The organism is Streptomyces sp. NRRL S-495, assembly GCF_000966955.1.
GTDB classification, from domain to species: Bacteria; Actinomycetota; Actinomycetes; order Streptomycetales; family Streptomycetaceae; genus Kitasatospora; species Kitasatospora purpeofusca.
On the sequence record NZ_JZWY01000134.1, the window covers coordinates 24,369 to 40,251 of the forward strand.

At 72.7% G+C, this 15,883-nt stretch carries 14 protein-coding genes; 10 read left to right on the forward strand and 4 right to left on the reverse strand.

The features are described 5' to 3' along the window. Position 1: 1 nt before the first annotated feature. Positions 2-1,081 (forward strand): PadR family transcriptional regulator, encoded by a 1,080-nt coding sequence (locus tag VR45_RS09475; RefSeq protein WP_045939226.1) that lies wholly within the window; start codon positions 2-4, stop codon positions 1,079-1,081. Positions 1,082-1,205: 124 nt separating this feature from the next. Here VR45_RS09475 and VR45_RS09480 read toward each other — a convergent pair whose 3' ends face one another. Together VR45_RS09480 and VR45_RS09485 are read right to left on the reverse strand one after the other, a co-directional pair. After that, a complete protein-coding gene (locus VR45_RS09480) occupies positions 1,206-2,168 on the reverse strand; it encodes a quinone oxidoreductase (protein ID WP_045939227.1) in 963 nt (320 codons plus the stop codon). Positions 2,169-2,261: 93 nt separating this feature from the next. Further along, positions 2,262-3,458 (reverse strand): NADP-dependent malic enzyme, encoded by a 1,197-nt coding sequence (locus VR45_RS09485; protein ID WP_045939228.1) that lies wholly within the window; start codon positions 3,456-3,458, stop codon positions 2,262-2,264. Between the two features lie 622 nt (positions 3,459-4,080). Between VR45_RS09485 and VR45_RS09490 the strand changes: the two genes are divergently transcribed. From VR45_RS09490 to VR45_RS09515, 6 genes are all read left to right on the forward strand, one after another. Then, positions 4,081-5,004: an ABC transporter substrate-binding protein gene (locus tag VR45_RS09490; RefSeq protein ID WP_045939229.1), complete on the forward strand. Its 924-nt coding sequence runs from the start codon at positions 4,081-4,083 to the stop codon at positions 5,002-5,004. 418 nt (positions 5,005-5,422) lie between these two features. Next, entirely contained in the window at positions 5,423-6,358 is a 936-nt protein-coding gene (locus VR45_RS09495; RefSeq protein WP_052708962.1) for an ABC transporter substrate-binding protein, read from the forward strand. Between the two features lie 57 nt (positions 6,359-6,415). Then, complete coding sequence (locus VR45_RS09500) at positions 6,416-7,366, forward strand: amino acid ABC transporter permease (protein ID WP_234325901.1); 951 nt, start codon at positions 6,416-6,418, stop codon at positions 7,364-7,366. Further along, the gene (locus tag VR45_RS09505) at positions 7,363-8,175 is read left to right on the forward strand and encodes an amino acid ABC transporter ATP-binding protein (protein WP_107084142.1); all 813 of its coding nucleotides are present in this window, start codon (positions 7,363-7,365) and stop codon (positions 8,173-8,175) included. The genes VR45_RS09500 and VR45_RS09505 overlap by 4 nt, the downstream gene beginning before the upstream one ends. Positions 8,176-8,208: 33 nt before the next feature. Beyond that, positions 8,209-9,198: an ABC transporter substrate-binding protein gene (locus VR45_RS09510; RefSeq protein WP_045939231.1), complete on the forward strand. Its 990-nt coding sequence runs from the start codon at positions 8,209-8,211 to the stop codon at positions 9,196-9,198. Positions 9,199-9,348: 150 nt separating this feature from the next. Continuing rightward, complete coding sequence (locus tag VR45_RS09515) at positions 9,349-10,563, forward strand: serine/threonine-protein kinase (RefSeq protein WP_052708963.1); 1,215 nt, start codon at positions 9,349-9,351, stop codon at positions 10,561-10,563. Here VR45_RS09515 and VR45_RS09520 read toward each other — a convergent pair. Beyond that, entirely contained in the window at positions 10,519-11,220 is a 702-nt protein-coding gene (locus tag VR45_RS09520) for an MBL fold metallo-hydrolase (RefSeq protein WP_045939232.1), read from the reverse strand. The genes VR45_RS09515 and VR45_RS09520 overlap by 45 nt on opposite strands. Positions 11,221-11,520: 300 nt before the next feature. Between VR45_RS09520 and VR45_RS09525 the strand changes: the two genes are divergently transcribed. Further along, the gene (locus tag VR45_RS09525) at positions 11,521-12,324 is read left to right on the forward strand and encodes a fumarylacetoacetate hydrolase family protein (RefSeq protein ID WP_045939233.1); all 804 of its coding nucleotides are present in this window, start codon (positions 11,521-11,523) and stop codon (positions 12,322-12,324) included. Positions 12,325-12,403: 79 nt separating this feature from the next. On the opposite strand, the gene VR45_RS09530 is transcribed toward VR45_RS09525, so the two are convergent. Next, entirely contained in the window at positions 12,404-13,150 is a 747-nt protein-coding gene (locus VR45_RS09530) for a TetR/AcrR family transcriptional regulator (protein ID WP_045939234.1), read from the reverse strand. A 229-nt stretch (positions 13,151-13,379) separates the two neighbouring features. On the opposite strand from VR45_RS09530, the gene VR45_RS09535 reads away from it, so the two are divergent. Then, entirely contained in the window at positions 13,380-14,069 is a 690-nt protein-coding gene (locus tag VR45_RS09535; protein ID WP_045939235.1) for a rhomboid-like protein, read from the forward strand. Between the two features lie 84 nt (positions 14,070-14,153). Next, positions 14,154-15,878, forward strand: a complete 1,725-nt coding sequence (locus VR45_RS09540) for a DUF885 domain-containing protein (RefSeq protein ID WP_045939236.1) — start codon at positions 14,154-14,156, stop codon at positions 15,876-15,878. Positions 15,879-15,883 lie beyond the last annotated feature (5 nt).

Here is a 15,883-nt window from a genome sequence, read left to right on the forward strand (position 1 = left end):
CATGACCCCCGTCTTCGGCCACGGCCGGCTCCGGCTCTACCTGCTCAAGCTGCTCGACGAGGCCCCGCGCCACGGCTACGAGGTCATCCGCCTGCTGGAGGAGCGCTTCCAGGGCCTGTACGCGCCCTCCGCCGGCACCGTCTACCCGCGGCTCGCCAAGCTGGAGCAGGAGGGGCTGGTCGCCCACAGCACCGAGGGCGGTCGCAAGGTCTACCGGCTCACCGACGCCGGGCGCGCCGAACTCGCCACCCGGCAGGGCGAGCTGGACGATCTTGAGCTGGAGATCCACGACTCGGTGACCCAGCTCGCCGGGGCGATCCGCGAGGACGTCCGGGACAGCGCCCAGGACCTGCGCGAGCAGCTCTGGGGCGCGGCGGCCGAGCAGGCCAGGCGCGGCGCCCCGGACTCCGGGGAGCAGGGCCCGGAGAACGCCGGGAACCCGTGGGCCGGGCCGTGGGGCGACCAGGCCGCCTGGCAGCGCGCCAAGGAGGAGTTCGCCGCCTTCAAGCGGCAGGCCAAGGAGCAGGCCAAGCGCGCCAAGGAGCAGGAGAAGGCCGCCAAGGCCAAGGCGAAGGCCGCCGAGGAGGAGGCCCGCCGGCTGCGCGAGCAGTCCAGGGCGGCCCGGACCGCGGCCCAGCAGGAGGCGCTGCGGATCAAGCGCCGGGTGGAGCAGCAGGTCCGCGAGCACGCGGCGCGCGGCGACTGGCCGACCGGGCTGGCCGAGGGGCTCTCCGAGCTGACCAAGGGCCTGGCCGGGCTGGCCGACGCGGCCCGCTGGGGACAGCACGGGGAGTCGAAGGAGGACGCCGCCGCCGAGCGGGTCACCGTCACCCGGATCGACCTGGACAAGACCGACCTGGACGGGCCGGCCGGCGCCGTCCCGGCCGATCTGCCCGGGTGGACCGCCGTCGACCCGGCCGGCGACCCGGCCCGGGAGCTGGAGCGGCTGCTCGACCGCTTCCGCGACCAGGTCCGCGACGCGGCCAGGGACGGCGGGGTGACCCCCGCCCGGCTGGCCGAGGCCCGCGCCGTCCTCGGCACCGCCGGCGAGCGGCTGAAGCGCCTGCTCGACCGTTCCTGACCGGGCCCGCCCCGGCGTCCGGTGCCCGGCTCCCCGCACAGGGAGCCGGGCACCGGCGCGTCACGGGCTCACGGGCTCACGGGCTCACGGGCTCACGTGCTCACCGGCTCACCGGCTCACCGGCTCACGGCGTCAGGACGAGCTTGCCGAACACCTCGCCCTTGGCCAGCCGGGCGAGCGCGTCCGGTGCCCCGTCCAGCGGCAGCACCGAGTCGATCACCGGCCGGACCCCGGTGGTGGCGCAGAACGACAGCAGCCCGGCCAGCTCCTCCTTGGTCCCCATGGTCGAGCCGACCACCCGCAGCTCCAGGAAGAAGATCCGGTTCAGTTCGGCGGCCGCCGGGCTGGGGCCCGAGGTGGCCCCGGAGATGACGATCGTGCCGCCCGGGCGCAGCGACTTCACCGAGTGCGACCAGGTCGCGGCGCCGACCGTCTCCATCACCGCGTCCACCCGCTCGGGCAGCCTGGCCCCGCTCGGGAACGCCGCGTCGGCGCCGAGCTCCACCGCCCGGTCCCGCTTGGCCTCGTCCCGGCCGGTGACCCAGACCCGCAGGCCGGCCGCCTTGCCGAGGACCACCAGCGCGGTCGACACCCCGCCGCCGGCGCCCTGCACCAGCACGGTGTCGCCGGGCTTGACCCCGGCGTTGGTGAACAGCATCCGATAGGCCGTCAGCCAGGCCGTGGGCAGGCAGGCGGCCTCCTCGAAGGAGAGTCCGGCGGGCTTGGGCAGCAGGTTCCAGGTGGGGACAGCCACCTGCTGGGCGAAGGTGCCCTGGTAGCGCTCGGTCAGGATCGAGCGCGGCTCGTCCGGGCCGACCCCGTGGCCGGTCTGGCCGATCACGGAGTGCAGGACCACCTCGTTGCCGTGCTCGTCGATGCCGGCGGCGTCGCAGCCGAGGATCATCGGCAGCTTCCCGGCGGGCAGCCCGACCCCGCGCAGCGACCAGAGGTCGTGGTGGTTCAGGCTGGCGGCCCGGACCGTGACCACGCTCCAGCCCGGCCGGGCCACGGGTTCGGGGCGTTCGCCCAACTCCAGCCCGCTCAGCGGGTCGTCGGCGTCGATTCGTGCGGCATAGGCAGCAAACATGCACCGGACGATAGCCAGAACGCCCCCGGGCCCGGAACAACGCGTGAGTGTGACGCGTGTCCCGGGCCCGGGCGGGGTTCGGTCTCGGACCGGCTAGCGGCGGGCGACGCCCTCGGCCCGGGCGGCCTCCGCGACGGCCTTGCTGACGGCCGGGGCGACCCGCTCGTCGAACGGCGAGGGGATGACCTTCTGCGGCGTCAGCTCGTCCGCCACCACGCCGGCCAGCGCCTTGGCGGCGGCCAGCTTCATGCCCTCGGTGATCCGGGTGGCCCGGACCTGCAGCGCGCCGGCGAAGATGCCCGGGAACGCCAGCACGTTGTTGATCTGGTTCGGGAAGTCGCTGCGCCCGGTGGCCACCACGGCGGCGTACTTGTGCGCGACCTCGGGGTGGATCTCCGGGTTCGGGTTGGCCATGGCGAAGACGAACGCGCCCTCGGCCATGGTCGCGACGACCTCCTCCGGCACGGTGCCGCCGGAGACGCCGATGAAGACGTCGGCGCCGGCCATCGCGTCGGCCAGGGTGCCCTTGAGGCCGGTCCGGTTGGTCAGCCCGGCGATCTCCGCCTTGACGTCGGTCAGGTCCTCGCGGCCCTGGTGCACCACGCCCTTGCGGTCGCACACGGCCACGTCGCCGATGCCGGCCGCCAGCAGCATCTTGGCGATGGCGATGCCGGCCGCGCCGGCGCCGGAGATGACGGCACGCAGCGAGCCGATCTCGCGGCCGGTCACCTTGGCCGCGTTCCAGAGCGCGGCGGTGGTGACGATCGCGGTGCCGTGCTGGTCGTCGTGGAAGATCGGGATGTCCAGGGCCTCCTGGAGCCTGCGCTCGATCTCGAAGCAGCGCGGGGCGGAGATGTCCTCCAGGTTGACGCCGCCGAAGGACGGGGCCAGCCGGACCACGGTCTCGACGATCTCGTCCACGTCGGTGCAGGCGAGTGCGATCGGCACCGCGTCCACGCCGCCGAACTGCTTGAACAGGATCGCCTTGCCCTCCATGACGGGCAGCGAGGCCTCGGGGCCGATGTCGCCGAGGCCCAGCACGGCGGTGCCGTCGGTGACCACGGCCACCGTGTTGGCCTTCCAGGTGTAGTCGTTCACGAGCTCGGGCTGCTCGGCGATGGCCGTGCAGACGCGGGCGACACCGGGGGTGTAGGCGAGGGACAGGTCGTCCGCGTCGCGCACCGGGACGGTCGCCCGGACCTCCATCTTGCCGCCGCGGTGGAGCGCGAACACGGCGTCGACCGGATCGTCGGTGTCCTGAGTACTGCTGTGGATGATCTCCGCTGCCACGATGACCTCTTCGTCATTGATCGAGCGAGGACACCCGGCCGACGGGGCGGACGACCCGGCCGGTCCCGGCATCCGGTGACCGGCGGCCGGTCAGCGGAACCCGGGAACGCCGAAGCGCCCCCGGGGGAAGGCTGGGTCGGGGCGCCGCCGTCGAACGGGCGCCTCGAAATGAGGGTTTATGGAGTTGTCCGCGTGTGGACCGCGCTGTGCTTCCGGGCCGAGCGTAGGTCGGACGAGGGCATCGCACCCATGCCTTTTCGTCCAAGTCACATGGTTGTCATGCGCCTCACGGCCACCTGTGGGCACCAGGAACCATGAGAACCGGACCCCGGCCGCGGCAATGGCGCACACGTACGCACACCCGCGGGAGTGAACACGGACACGGTATGGAGGCCGGTGCCGCCGGATACGGAGTCGACGTTCTGGACTTCCGTTCCTGTGCACCCCGGGCCTGTTTGCGGCCCGGCGGTCCGGTTCGAGCGTCGGGGGTCACCCGGTACCGAATTCTGACACACCCGCCCACGGACGCGGCAGGTCGGGATGGGAGGATCCGTTGTTCCGCCATCTCGCGTCCACCTCCGCGATGCCGCGGCGCCTCCCCACCCTCCCTCAGGAGCAACCGATGCACCACCGTGCCCAGTCCCGCCGCCGGGCCACCGCCGCGCTCGCCCTCACCACCGCCGGAACCCTTCTGCTGACCGGCTGCGTCGGGGACAGGACCGCCGCCGAGGACCCGCTCCAGCAGCTCCGGGCGAAGGTCCCGAGCGCCCAGCAGTCGGGCAAGGTGCTGCGGATCGGGATGGACGTCAACTACCCGCCGGTGGAGTTCCGGGGCAGCGACGGCAAGCCCGACGGCCTGGACCCGGACATCGCCGCGGCCCTCGGCCGGATCCTCGACCTGCGGATCGAGTATGTCGACACTCCCTTCGACAAGCTCATACCGAACCTCCACCACAAGCAGTACGACGTGGCGATGTCCGCGCTCAGCGACATCCGCCAGCGCCGGGACGGCGTGGACGAGGCCGGCAAGTCGACCGGCCTCGCGGTGGACTTCGTGGACTACTTCATCGCCGGCACCTCGATCGTGGTGCCGAAGGGCAACCCCAAGGGCATCCACGGCCTGGACGACCTCTGCGGCCGGACCGTCGCGGTGCAGAGCGGCACCACCCAGGACGAGATCGTCGCCCGCCAGGTGACCGCCTGCACCCGCGCCAACAAGCCGCTCACCGTCCACAAGTTCGACAGTGACGCCAAGGCCCTGGCCGAGGTCGCCGGCGGCGCGGCGCAGGCGGGCCTGAACGACTTCCCGGTGGCCGCCCACGCGGCGAAGAACACCGACGGCGGCAACCGCTTCGAGGTGAGCGGCGCGCAGTCCCGGTCCAACCCGTACGGGATCGCGCTGCGCAAGGAGGACACCGAGCTGCGCGACGTCCTGGCCAAGGCGATCGACCAGCTGATCCGCAGCGGCGAGTACGACAAGATCCTCGCCAAGTGGAACGTCTCCGCCGGCGCGGCCCAGAACGCGGTGGTCAACGGAGGCATCTGAGCCGGGTCCGGACGGGGGGTCCGGACCGCCGCGGAGCGGGCGCACGATCGGGCGAGTGCGCGGCCGGGCCTCCGGGCAGACCGCAGGGAGATCTGCATACTTATACGCAGGGTGACAGGGACACGGTATTCGTCCGAATAGCGGACAGCGCGGGCCCCCGTTATCCGATTTTGATCTGAATGAGGGCCACCCGAGCGTCATCAGATGGCAGGATTCCCCCCATCTCGGATCGAGCCGGCCACTGGTCGAGGCGGTTCGGTCAACGCCCACCTCGGCGGACGGTGGCGGAGAGCAGTACCCGGTACCACCCTGTGTGTTCTCCCTGCCCGGCCGTACAGCGCCGTACGGCCCTGCTGCTCCGGCGCGCCGCTCCCCCGTGGCACGCCCGTCCGACCTCTCCCTCAGGAGGAGATCCCCCATGATCGCCCGTACCCAGCGCACCCGCCTCCTCGCCTCAGCGGCGGTGCTCGCGTCCGCGTCGCTCGTGCTGACCGCCTGCGGCAGCAGCAAGTCCTCCTCCAGCGGCGGCAGCAGTGCGGCCAACCCCAGCGTCAGCGTCGCCGCCGTGTCCGCCGACCCCGCGCTCGCCGGGCTCGTCCCCGCCGACATCAAGTCCTCCGGCAAGCTGATCGTCGCCGCCGACGCCTCCTACGCGCCCAACGAGTTCAAGGACGACAAGGGCAACATCGTCGGCCTGGACGTCGACCTGGCCGACGCGATCGCCAAGAAGCTCGGCCTGGCCGCCGATGTGCAGAACGCCGACTTCACCTCGATCATCCCGGGCATCACGGCGAAGAAGTACCAGCTCGGCATGAGCTCCTTCACCGACACCAAGGAGCGCGAGCAGACCGTCGACATGGTCACCTACTTCACCGCGGGCAGCGCCATCGCGGTCAAGAAGGGCAACCCGGACAAGATCGACCCCAAGGACCTCTGCGGCAAGAAGGTCGCCGTCCAGACCGGCACCACCCAGGCCCAGGAGATCACCGACGTCCGCAACCCGGAGTGCGCCAAGGCCAACAAGCCGGCCATCCCCAACGACGGTGACAAGTTCACCCTCCAGACCGACGTCACCACCGCGCTGGTCTCCGGCCGCGACCAGGTGATGATGGCCGACTCCCCGGTCGTCGACTACGCGATCAAGCAGACCAACGGCCAGCTGGAGAAGCTCGGCGAGACCTACGACAGTGCGCCCTACGGCGTCGTCGTCGACAAGGGCTCCCCGCTCTCCCCCGCCGTCCAGGGCGCCGTCCAGTCGCTGATCGCCGACGGCACCTACAAGCAGATCCTGGCGAAGTGGGGCGTCGAGGCCGGCGCGATCGACAAGTCCGAGATCAACGCCGCCAAGAGCTGATCCTCCGCACCACCACACCCCTGAGGCCCCAAGGTGAAATCTTCCGAGCAGGGGGCGGTGAAATCGGGACGGCCTGAGACCATCAAGGCCGTCCCGGTGCGCCACCCCGGACGCTGGGCCGGAGCAGTAGTGATCGTCGTCCTCGCGGCGATGCTGCTCCACGCCCTGATCTTCAACCCCGCGTTCCAGTGGGACGTCGTCAGAGACACGCTCACCAACGAGCAGATCATCCACGGCATCTGGGTGACGCTCGAACTGACCGCCCTGTCCATGCTGATGGGCGTGGTCGGCGGCGTGCTCCTCGCGATCATGCGACTCTCGCCGAACCCCCTGCTGTCGGGGACGGCCTGGTTCTACATCTGGATCTTCCGCGGCACCCCCGTGCTGGTGCAGCTGGTGTTCTGGAACTTCCTGGGCGCCCTGTGGCCGAAGCTGTCGATCGGCATCCCGTTCGGACCCGAGCTCTGGTCCGAGTCGACCAACACCCTGATCCCGACCTTCACCGCCGCCCTGCTGGGCCTCGGCCTCAACGAGGCGGCGTACATGGCGGAGATCGTCCGCGGCGGCATCCAGTCCGTCGACGAGGGCCAGACCGAGGCCGCCCACGCGCTCGGCATGAGCCGCGCGGCCACGCTGCGCCGGATCGTGCTCCCGCAGGCGATGCGGGTGATCATCCCGCCGACCGGCAACGAGACCATCTCGATGCTCAAGACCACCTCGCTGGTCCAGGTCATCTCGCTGGCCGAGCTGTTCACCGCCGGCCACGACATCTACTCGCGGACCTTCCAGACCATCCCGGTCCTGGTCGCGGTCAGCATCTACTACCTGCTCATGACCTCGATCCTCACCGTGGGGCAGTACTACATCGAGCGGCACTACGCTCGAGGTGCGAACCGGACCCTGCCGCCCACACCGGTCCAGCGGCTGCGGCTGCTGTTCGGCGGCAGGCCCACCCCGAAGGCCAAGAACGACGTGGTCCCCGGACTCGAGGGAGGTGGCCACGCATGACCGACCTGACCAAGACCCCCGCCGACGAGCCCGGCAACGGCCCGGGCGGCGGCCCGATGGTGAAGTCCGAGGGCGTCCGCAAGTCCTACGGCCTGGTCGAGGTGCTCAAGGGCATCGACCTGGAGGTCAAGCAGAGCGAGGTGTTCTGCCTGGTCGGCCCGTCCGGCTCCGGCAAGTCCACCTTCCTGCGCTGCATCAACCACCTGGAGAAGATCAACGGCGGCCGCCTCTGGGTGGACGGCGAGATGGTCGGCTACCGGCAGCGGGGCGACAAGCTCTACGAGCTCAAGGACCGCGAGGTCGCGCTCAAGCGGCGGGACATCGGCATGGTGTTCCAGCGCTTCAACCTCTTCCCGCACATGACCGCGGTGGAGAACGTGATGGAGGCGCCGGTCCAGGTCAAGCGTGAGTCCAGGGCCGAGGCCAGGGAGCGCTCGATGGCCCTGCTGGAGCGGGTCGGCCTGGCCGACAAGAGCGGGAACTACCCCTCCCAGCTCTCCGGCGGCCAGCAGCAGCGGGTGGCGATCGCCCGGGCGCTGGCGCTGGAGCCCAAGGTGCTGCTGTTCGACGAGCCGACCTCGGCGCTCGACCCGGAGCTGGTCGGCGAGGTGCTCGACGTCGTCAAGGACCTCGCCCGGGCCGGCACCACGATGATCGTGGTCACCCACGAGATCGGTTTCGCCCGCGAGGTCGCCGACACCGTGGTCTTCATGGACGGCGGCGTCGTGGTCGAGCAGGGCCCGCCGCGGGCGGTCCTGGACGAGCCGCAGCACGAGCGGACCAGGGCCTTCCTGGCCAAGGTCCTCTGAACCACCCACCCCTTCACCCGCAGGAGTTCCGCCATGTCCCTACCCCGTCGCGCCCTCGTGACCGCCGCCGCGCTCGCCGCCGCCCTCACCCTGGCCGCCTGCGGCAGCTCCTCGGACGCGGCGGCGGACCTCGCTCCCGCCAAGGGCAGCACCGCCCCGAACGGCACCGCGGTGAACCTCACCCCGCAGCAGAACCGGGTGACCACGCCCAAGGTGGACGCCCTGGCCGCCCTGGTGCCGGAGGAGATCAGGAGACGCGGGACGCTGACCGTGGTCGACTCGCTCGGCACCACGCCGCCGCTGGACTTCTACGCCAACGACGACCGGACGGTGATCGGCGTCGAGCCGGACATCGCCTCGCTGATCGGCAATGTGCTCGGCCTCAAGGTCGAGTTCAACCCGGTCTCCTGGGAGAACATCTTCGTCGGCCTGGACAGCGGCAAGTACGACGTCGGCATCTCCAACATCACCGTCACCGAGGCCAGGAAGGAGAAGTACGACTTCGCCACCTACCGGCTGGACATCCTCGGCTTCGAGGCGAAGAAGGGCAGCGGCTGGAAGGTCACCGGGCCCAAGGACATCGCCGGGAAGACCGTCGCCGTCGCCTCCGGCACCAACCAGGAGAAGCTGCTGATCGCCTGGAACGAGGAGAACACCAGGAACGGCCTGAAGGCGGCCGACATCAAGTACTTCCAGAACTCCTCGGACTACTACCTGGCGCTCTCCTCCGGCCGGATCGACGCCTACGTCGGCCCCAACCCGGTGGCCGCCTTCCACGCCGTGCAGACCGGCGAGACCGAGGTGATCGGCACCTACTCGGGCGGTGGCGCCGAGGTGCTCGGCAAGATCGGGGCGACCACGAAGAAGGACAGCGGCCTGGTCCAGGCACTGAACGGGGCGATCAACGAGGTGATCGGGAACGGCAGCTACGCCCAGGTGCTGAAGCGCTGGGGCCTGGACGCCGAGGCGGTGCCCACCTCCGAGGTCAACCCGGTCGGCCTGCCCAGGCCCAAGCAGCCGTAGGGCCTGCCGCTGCGCCGGCCCCGGGGCGGCCCCGGGACCGCCGCCGGGGAGCGGTCCCGGGGTCGTTCACCCGGGTGCCGCTCCCCGCCGCTATCGTGACCCGGTCAGGATGAACGGTGTTCGATTCCGGCGGACTTGGTGGGGGAACGCATGCAGGCGGGCGATGTCGTGGGCGGCCGCTACCGGCTGGACCGGGAGCTGGGCCGGGGCGGGTTCGGTGTGGTCTGGGCCGCCCACGACGAGACCATCGGGCGGGCGGTCGCGCTCAAGGTGCTCTCCGACGAGAAGGCGGGCGACGAGGAGGCGGTCGGCCGGTTCATCCGCGAGGCCAGGACGGTCGGCCTGCTGTCCAATCCGCACATCGTCACCCTGTACGACTACGGGCGGGTGCAGGACGGTGCGCGGTCGACCCACTACCTGGTGATGGAGCTGGTCCGGGGCCGCTCGCTGGCCCAGGTGATGCGCGACGGCCTGCCGGAGCCGGCGGTCTCGCTGCGGTGGGTGCGGCAGATCTGCAAGGCGCTGGACGCCGCGCACCGCAACGGCGTGGTGCACCGGGACATCAAGCCCGAGAACATCATGATCACCGACGGCGGCGAGGCCAAGGTGCTGGACTTCGGCATCGCCCGCCTGCTCTCCCAGCCGGCCGCCGGCGGACTCACCTCCACCGATGTGGTCATCGGCACGCCGGTCTACCTGGCGCCGGAGTGCTGGGCGGGCCTGCCGATCGACGGCCGGGCCGACCTCTACGCCCTCGGCGTGGTGCTCTACCAGCTGTGCACCGGCCGCCGCCCGTTCAACGCCGACCAGGCCGTCACCATGATGTACGCGCACCTCAACGAGCAGCCGCCGTCCCCGGACACCTCCGACCCGGCCCTGGACCGGCTGATCCTCCAACTGCTCGCCAAGAAGGCGGAGGACCGGCCCGCCGACGCCGCCGAGGTCCGGCAGCGGCTGCGCGACCTCAAGGTGCTGCGGGACCGCAAGGGCGGCACCGACCCGGAGGCCCTGCGGCAGAAGGCCGACGACGCCTGGCGGCGCGGCGCGGCCGGCTCGCCCGAGCGGGCCGCCGAGCAACTGGTCGCGCTGATCCCGCAGTTCGCCCGGGCCTTCGGGACGGCCGACCCCCGGACCCTGCGCACCTGCCACGACCTGGCGCTGTGGCTGGCCCGCTCGGGCCGGCCGCGGGCGGCCGTCGCCCTGCTGCGCGAGCTGCTGCCCGCGCTGGACGGCCACCCGCGGGCCCGCGAGGACGTCGGTCGCGACCTGGAGCGGTGGGAGCGCGACAGCGCCGACGCCGCGCCCGACCCGGCCCGTCCGCTAGTGCTGGCCGAGCTGCTCGACGGCACGGCGCAGAGCGGCTGAGCCGCCCTCGGCGATCGGCACGCCGTGCCCGAACAGCACGGTGTCGGCCTCCAGTTCCGACAGCCGGCGGAAGGACTCCACGGCCAGCGCCGGATCGGCGTTGAAGACGCCGGGCATGGTGCGGTGTTCGACGTTGGCCGCGATGTCACCGGTGAACAGCACACCCTGCTCCGGCAGGTGCAGCGCGATCGAGCCGTCCGTGTGGCCCGGCACGTGCACCACCACCGCGCCGCCGCCGAAGCCGAGCTTCTCGCCGCCCGCCACCTCGCGGTCGACCGTGCACGGCGGGGCGGGCGGCAGCTTCGGCAGGCTGTCCCAGATCTCCTGCTCGAAGGGGCTCAGCACCATCGGCCGGGGCTGCTGCTCGCCGCGGAGCACCGGGGCCTCCAGCCGGTGGGCCACCACCTCGGCGCCCAGCCGCCGGGAGAGTTCGGCGGCCGATCCGGCGTGGTCCTCGTGGTAGTGGGTGAGCACGATGGTGCGCAGCGCGGCCGGGTCGGCGCCGTCGGCGCGGATCGCCGCCTCGATGCTGTCGGCCTGTCCGGCGGGGCCGGTGTCGATCAGGGTGAGCGAGCCGTCCTCGTCGCGCCAGAGGTAGACGGTGCCGAAGTCGAGGGTGACGAGGGTCAGTTCCGGTCGGATGCGGGTGATCTCCATGGGGGCGATCCTGCCCCGCCGGGCGGCCGTTCGACCGGGTGTTCGCCCCTGGCGTGACGAACCGGCGGGACGGCCGGCGGGCTGTCAACTGTACGGGCACCCAGTGCGGCCGGTGCCGGGCTCGGACGGTTGGGAGGATTTCGCCGATCGGGACGGTCTGGTCCGGGGCGGCGCGCCGTTGATATACCTCGCAGCACAGGGGCCGGGCACGGTCCGCGCCGCCTCCGGGCGGCCCGGGTCCGCAGCCCGGCGAGCTGCGAAGAACTCGACGAACTCGACGAACTAGGAGGTGGGGATCGGATGAAGCTCCTCCGTGTCGGCCCGCCGGGCGCCGAACGCCCGGTCGTGCTGGGCCAGGACGGCACCGCGTACGACCTCTCCGGGGTGACCGCGGACATCGACGGCGGCTTCCTCGCCGGGCTGGCCGGTGACGGCGCCGCCGCGCTGGCCGGTCAGGTGGCGGCCGGCCGGCTGCCGGTGGCCGAGATCGGCGGGCAGCGGGTCGGCCCGCCGGTGGCGCGCCCCGGCAAGGTGGTCGGCATCGGCCTCAACTACCGGGACCACGCGGCCGAGGCGGGTGCGGCGATCCCGGACGAACCGGTGATCTTCCTCAAGCCCAGCTCGACCGTGGTCGGCCCGTACGACGAGGTGCTGGTGCCGCGCGGCGGCGAGAAGACCGACTACGAGGCCGAGCTGGCCGTGGTGATCGGCCGGACCGCCCGCTACCTGCCGGACCACGCGGCGGCGGCCGGGGTGATCGCCGGCTACACCATCGCCAACGACGTCACCGAGCGGGCCTTCCAGTTCGAGCGCGGCGGCCAGTGGGACAAGGGCAAGTCGGCGGAGACCTTCACCCCGCTCGGGCCGTGGCTGGTCACGTCGGACGAGGTGGCCGATCCGCAGCGGCTGCCGCTGCGGCTGTGGGTCAACGGGGAGCTGCGCCAGGACGGCTCCACCGAGCGGATGGTCTTCCCGGTGCTGGAGCTGGTCCGCTACACGAGCCAGTTCATGGTGCTGGAGCCGGGCGACGTGATCGTCACCGGCACTCCGGCCGGGGTCACCCTGGGCCGCCCGGGCACGCCGTACCTGGCGCCCGGTGCGTAGGGCCCAGCCGTCCCGACCCTTGGCACGGGGGTCGGGCCGGATCCCGGGCCGCGCGTCCGCCGGCCCCCGCCGCGTCGGGCTACTCGGTCGGGCCGCCCAGTGCCGCCCGCAGCCGGGCCGTCCGCGGCGAGTCCGCGCCCTCCAGGGCCAGCAGCCCGGCCAGCACCTCGGCGGTCTGCGGGTCGTGCAGCGAGGTGGCCGCCGCCATCGCCACGAACTGGTCCACCAGCCACTCCCGCAGCTCGTCCACCGGGACCTCCCGGCCCTCGTCGAGCCAGCTCAGCGAGGCCCCCTCGACCACCGCGATCCACGAGCGCACCAGCAGGGTCAGCCTCGGCCCGGCCTGCCGCACCCCGAGGTGGCGCAGCGTGCGCTTCAGCGCCGCCCGCCGGACGTCGTCCACGATCGCCGAGGTGCGGGCCGTCTCCACCACCGAGCCGCCGCGCAGCAGCGCCGAGTAGCCGGTGCCGTGCTCGGCGACGAAGGCGAAGTAGCTCTCCAGGACGGCGGACAACTGCTGGGTCGGGCTCCCGGCGAGCGGCACCACGAACCGGCCGGTGAGCTCCTCGGCCGCGCTGCGCAGCGCGGCCTCGTACAGCTGCTGCTTGCCGCCCGCGAAGTAGCGGTACACCAGCGGCCGGGAGGCGCCGGCGGCCTGCGCCACGTCGTCCAGCCCGACCTCCTCGGGCGCCCGGTGCGCGAACAGCTCCAGGGCCACCGCGATCAGCTGCTCGCGCCGCTGCTGCACCGGCAGCCGCCGGTACCCGGCGCGCCGCGGTCTGGCGGCCGGTTCGGGGGCTGGCGGTGGCGCTGAGCTGGCTTCCATGCCGGTCAGCGTAACGGCCCCGGGCCGGATCGGAGCCGGGTGTGCACCGATCTTCCGAACGGGCGTTTGTGCCTGTCCGGGCGGTCGCCCCCGCCCCCCGGACGGCCCCCCGGACGGCCCGCCGGGAGGCCGGCGCCGGGGCGGCCCGGGGGAGGCCCCGGGAGGCGCTCCAGCGGCCCCCGGCCGAGGATGGGACGCATTCCGCCGCCCTGCCGAGGAGGCCCGCCGGATGGCGCACACGCTGGAACGGCCGCCCCGCGCGCGAAGCCTGCGCGGGGCGCTCCTGGCGTGGGTGCGCTCGGCGCCGGGGACGTACCTGTGGCTGCTCGTGCTGGGGGTCACCAGCCTGGTGGTGGCCCGGATGGACCAGCACACCCTGGACTGGTTCCTGGCCGCCCGCTCGACCAATCTGGAGCAGCTGCGCTCGCGTCCGGTGCACGCCCTGGTGGCCAGCGCGCTGTGGACCGAGACGTCCAGCTGGCCGCTGTACGCGGTGCTGTTCACCGTGTTCCACGCCAACGCCGAGCGCTGGCTGGGCACCGCGCGCTGGTTCGTGGTGGCCGCGACCGCGCATGTGCTGGCGACCCTGGTGAGCGAGGGCGTGGTCGCCTGGGGGATCGTCCGGGGGACCCTGCAGCGGAGCATGGCCGAGACGGTGGACGTCGGGGTCTCCTACGCGCTGGCGGGGGTGGTCGCGGTGCTCACCTACCGGTTCGCGGGCGGCTGGCGGTGGCTCTACGGCACCGGGGTCGTCGTCTTCTACCTGGTGCCCCTGGTGGTCTCGCACACGTTCACGGACCTCGGGCACTTCAGCGCCGTGCTGATCGGTCTCGGCTTCTTCCGCTTCGCACACGGACGGTCCCGGTGGGACCCGGGCCGGGTGCTGCGGCACCGGCGGCGGCATCGCTCGGGCGGGTGAGCCCGCGCCGGAGGGAGCCAATTGGCCGGTCCATGCCACCGGGTAGGGGCTTGCAAACGGCGCGTGCCACGAAATGATGTCCGGATGGTTGAACTGATCAGCTCCGACGGCACCACCCCCCGCCGTGTCGCCGACGCCTATGTGCGGGACCTCGCCGAGCTCGACCCGCTGACCGCGGTGTACCTGGGCCTGAACCCCGAGGACGACCGCCTCCCCGACCTCTCCCCGGCCGGGGCCGAGGCGATCGCGGACCTCGGGCGCTCCACCCTGGCCCGGCTCGACGAGGCCGAGGCGGCACTCGACCAGGTCGCCACGGCCGACGCCGCCCGGGACGAGGCCGAACGGCGCTGCGCCCGCCTGCTGCGCGAGCGGCTCGTCGCCGAACTCGCCGTCCACGACGCGGGCGAGCGGTTCCGGGCCGTCCACAACCTGGGCTCGCCGCTGCACAACCTCCGTGACGTCTTCACCCTCATGCCCACCGACACCGAGGAGCAGTGGGGCATCCTCGGCCGCCGCCTCGCCCGGGTGCCGGAGGCGCTCACCGGGTACCGCGCGACCCTCGCCGAGGGCATCGCCCGCGGCCTGCTCTCCGGCCCCCGCCAGGTGACCACGGTGATCGGCCAGCTCGGCGAGTGGCTGGCCGGCGACACCCCGGGCGGCTGGTTCGGCGACCTGGTCCGGGAGGCCCCCGAGTCGCTGCGCGCGGAGCTGTCCGGCCACGCGACGGCCGCCGCCGAGGGCCTGGTGTCCCTGCGCGACTGGCTGGGCGAGGTCTACGGCCCGGCCGCCGCCGACGCCCCGGACACCGTCGGCCGCGAGCGCTACGGCCGCTGGGTGCGCTACTGGACCGGCGCCGACCTCGACCTGGACGAGGCCTACGCCTGGGCCTGGCAGGAGTTCCACGACCTGCTGGCCCAGATGCGCACCGAGGCCGAGAAGGTGAAGCCGGGCGCCGACCCGATGCAGGCGATGAAGTGGCTGGAGACCGACGGCCCCGCGCGGTTCGGCGCCGAGGCCGCCCGTGAGTTCCTCCAGGGGCTGATGGACGGCGCGATCGCCGACCTCCAGGGCATCCACTTCGACCTGGCCGAGCCGATCACCCGGGTCGAGTCCCGGATCGCCCCGGCCGGCAGCGCCGCCGCGCCGTACTACACGGCCCCCTCGCTGGACTTCAGCCGCCCGGGCCGGACCTGGCTGCCCACCCTCGGCCGCGAGCGCTTCCCGGAGTGGGACCTCGTCTCGACCTGGTACCACGAGGGCGTCCCCGGCCACCACCTGCAGCTCGCGCAGTGGAACTACGTCGCGGACCGGCTCTCCACCTACCAGGTCAGCCTCGGCGGGGTGAGCGCCAACCTGGAGGGCTGGGCGCTGTACGCCGAGCGCCTGATGGACGAGCTCGGCTACCTCACCGACCCGGGCCACCGGCTCGGCTACCTCAACGCGCAGATGATGCGGGCGCTGCGGGTGATCGTCGACATCGGCATGCACGCCGGCCTGGACTTCCCGGCCGACTCGCCGTACCGCCCGGGGGAGCGGGTCGAGCCGGACGCCGCCCGTGAGTTCTTCGGCCGCTACTGCGGGCTGTCCGCCGACTTCCTGGACAGCGAGCTGGTCCGCTACCTGGGCCTGCCCGGCCAGGCGATCGGCTACAAGCTGGGCGAGCGGGCCTGGCTGCGCGGGCGGGCGGCGGCCAGGGCGGCGCACGAGGCGCGCGGCGAGGTGTTCGACCTCAAGGCCTGGCACATGGCGGCGCTGTCGCAGGGCTCGCTGGGCCTGGACGACCTGGTCGCGGAGCTGTCCGTGCTCTAGGCCGC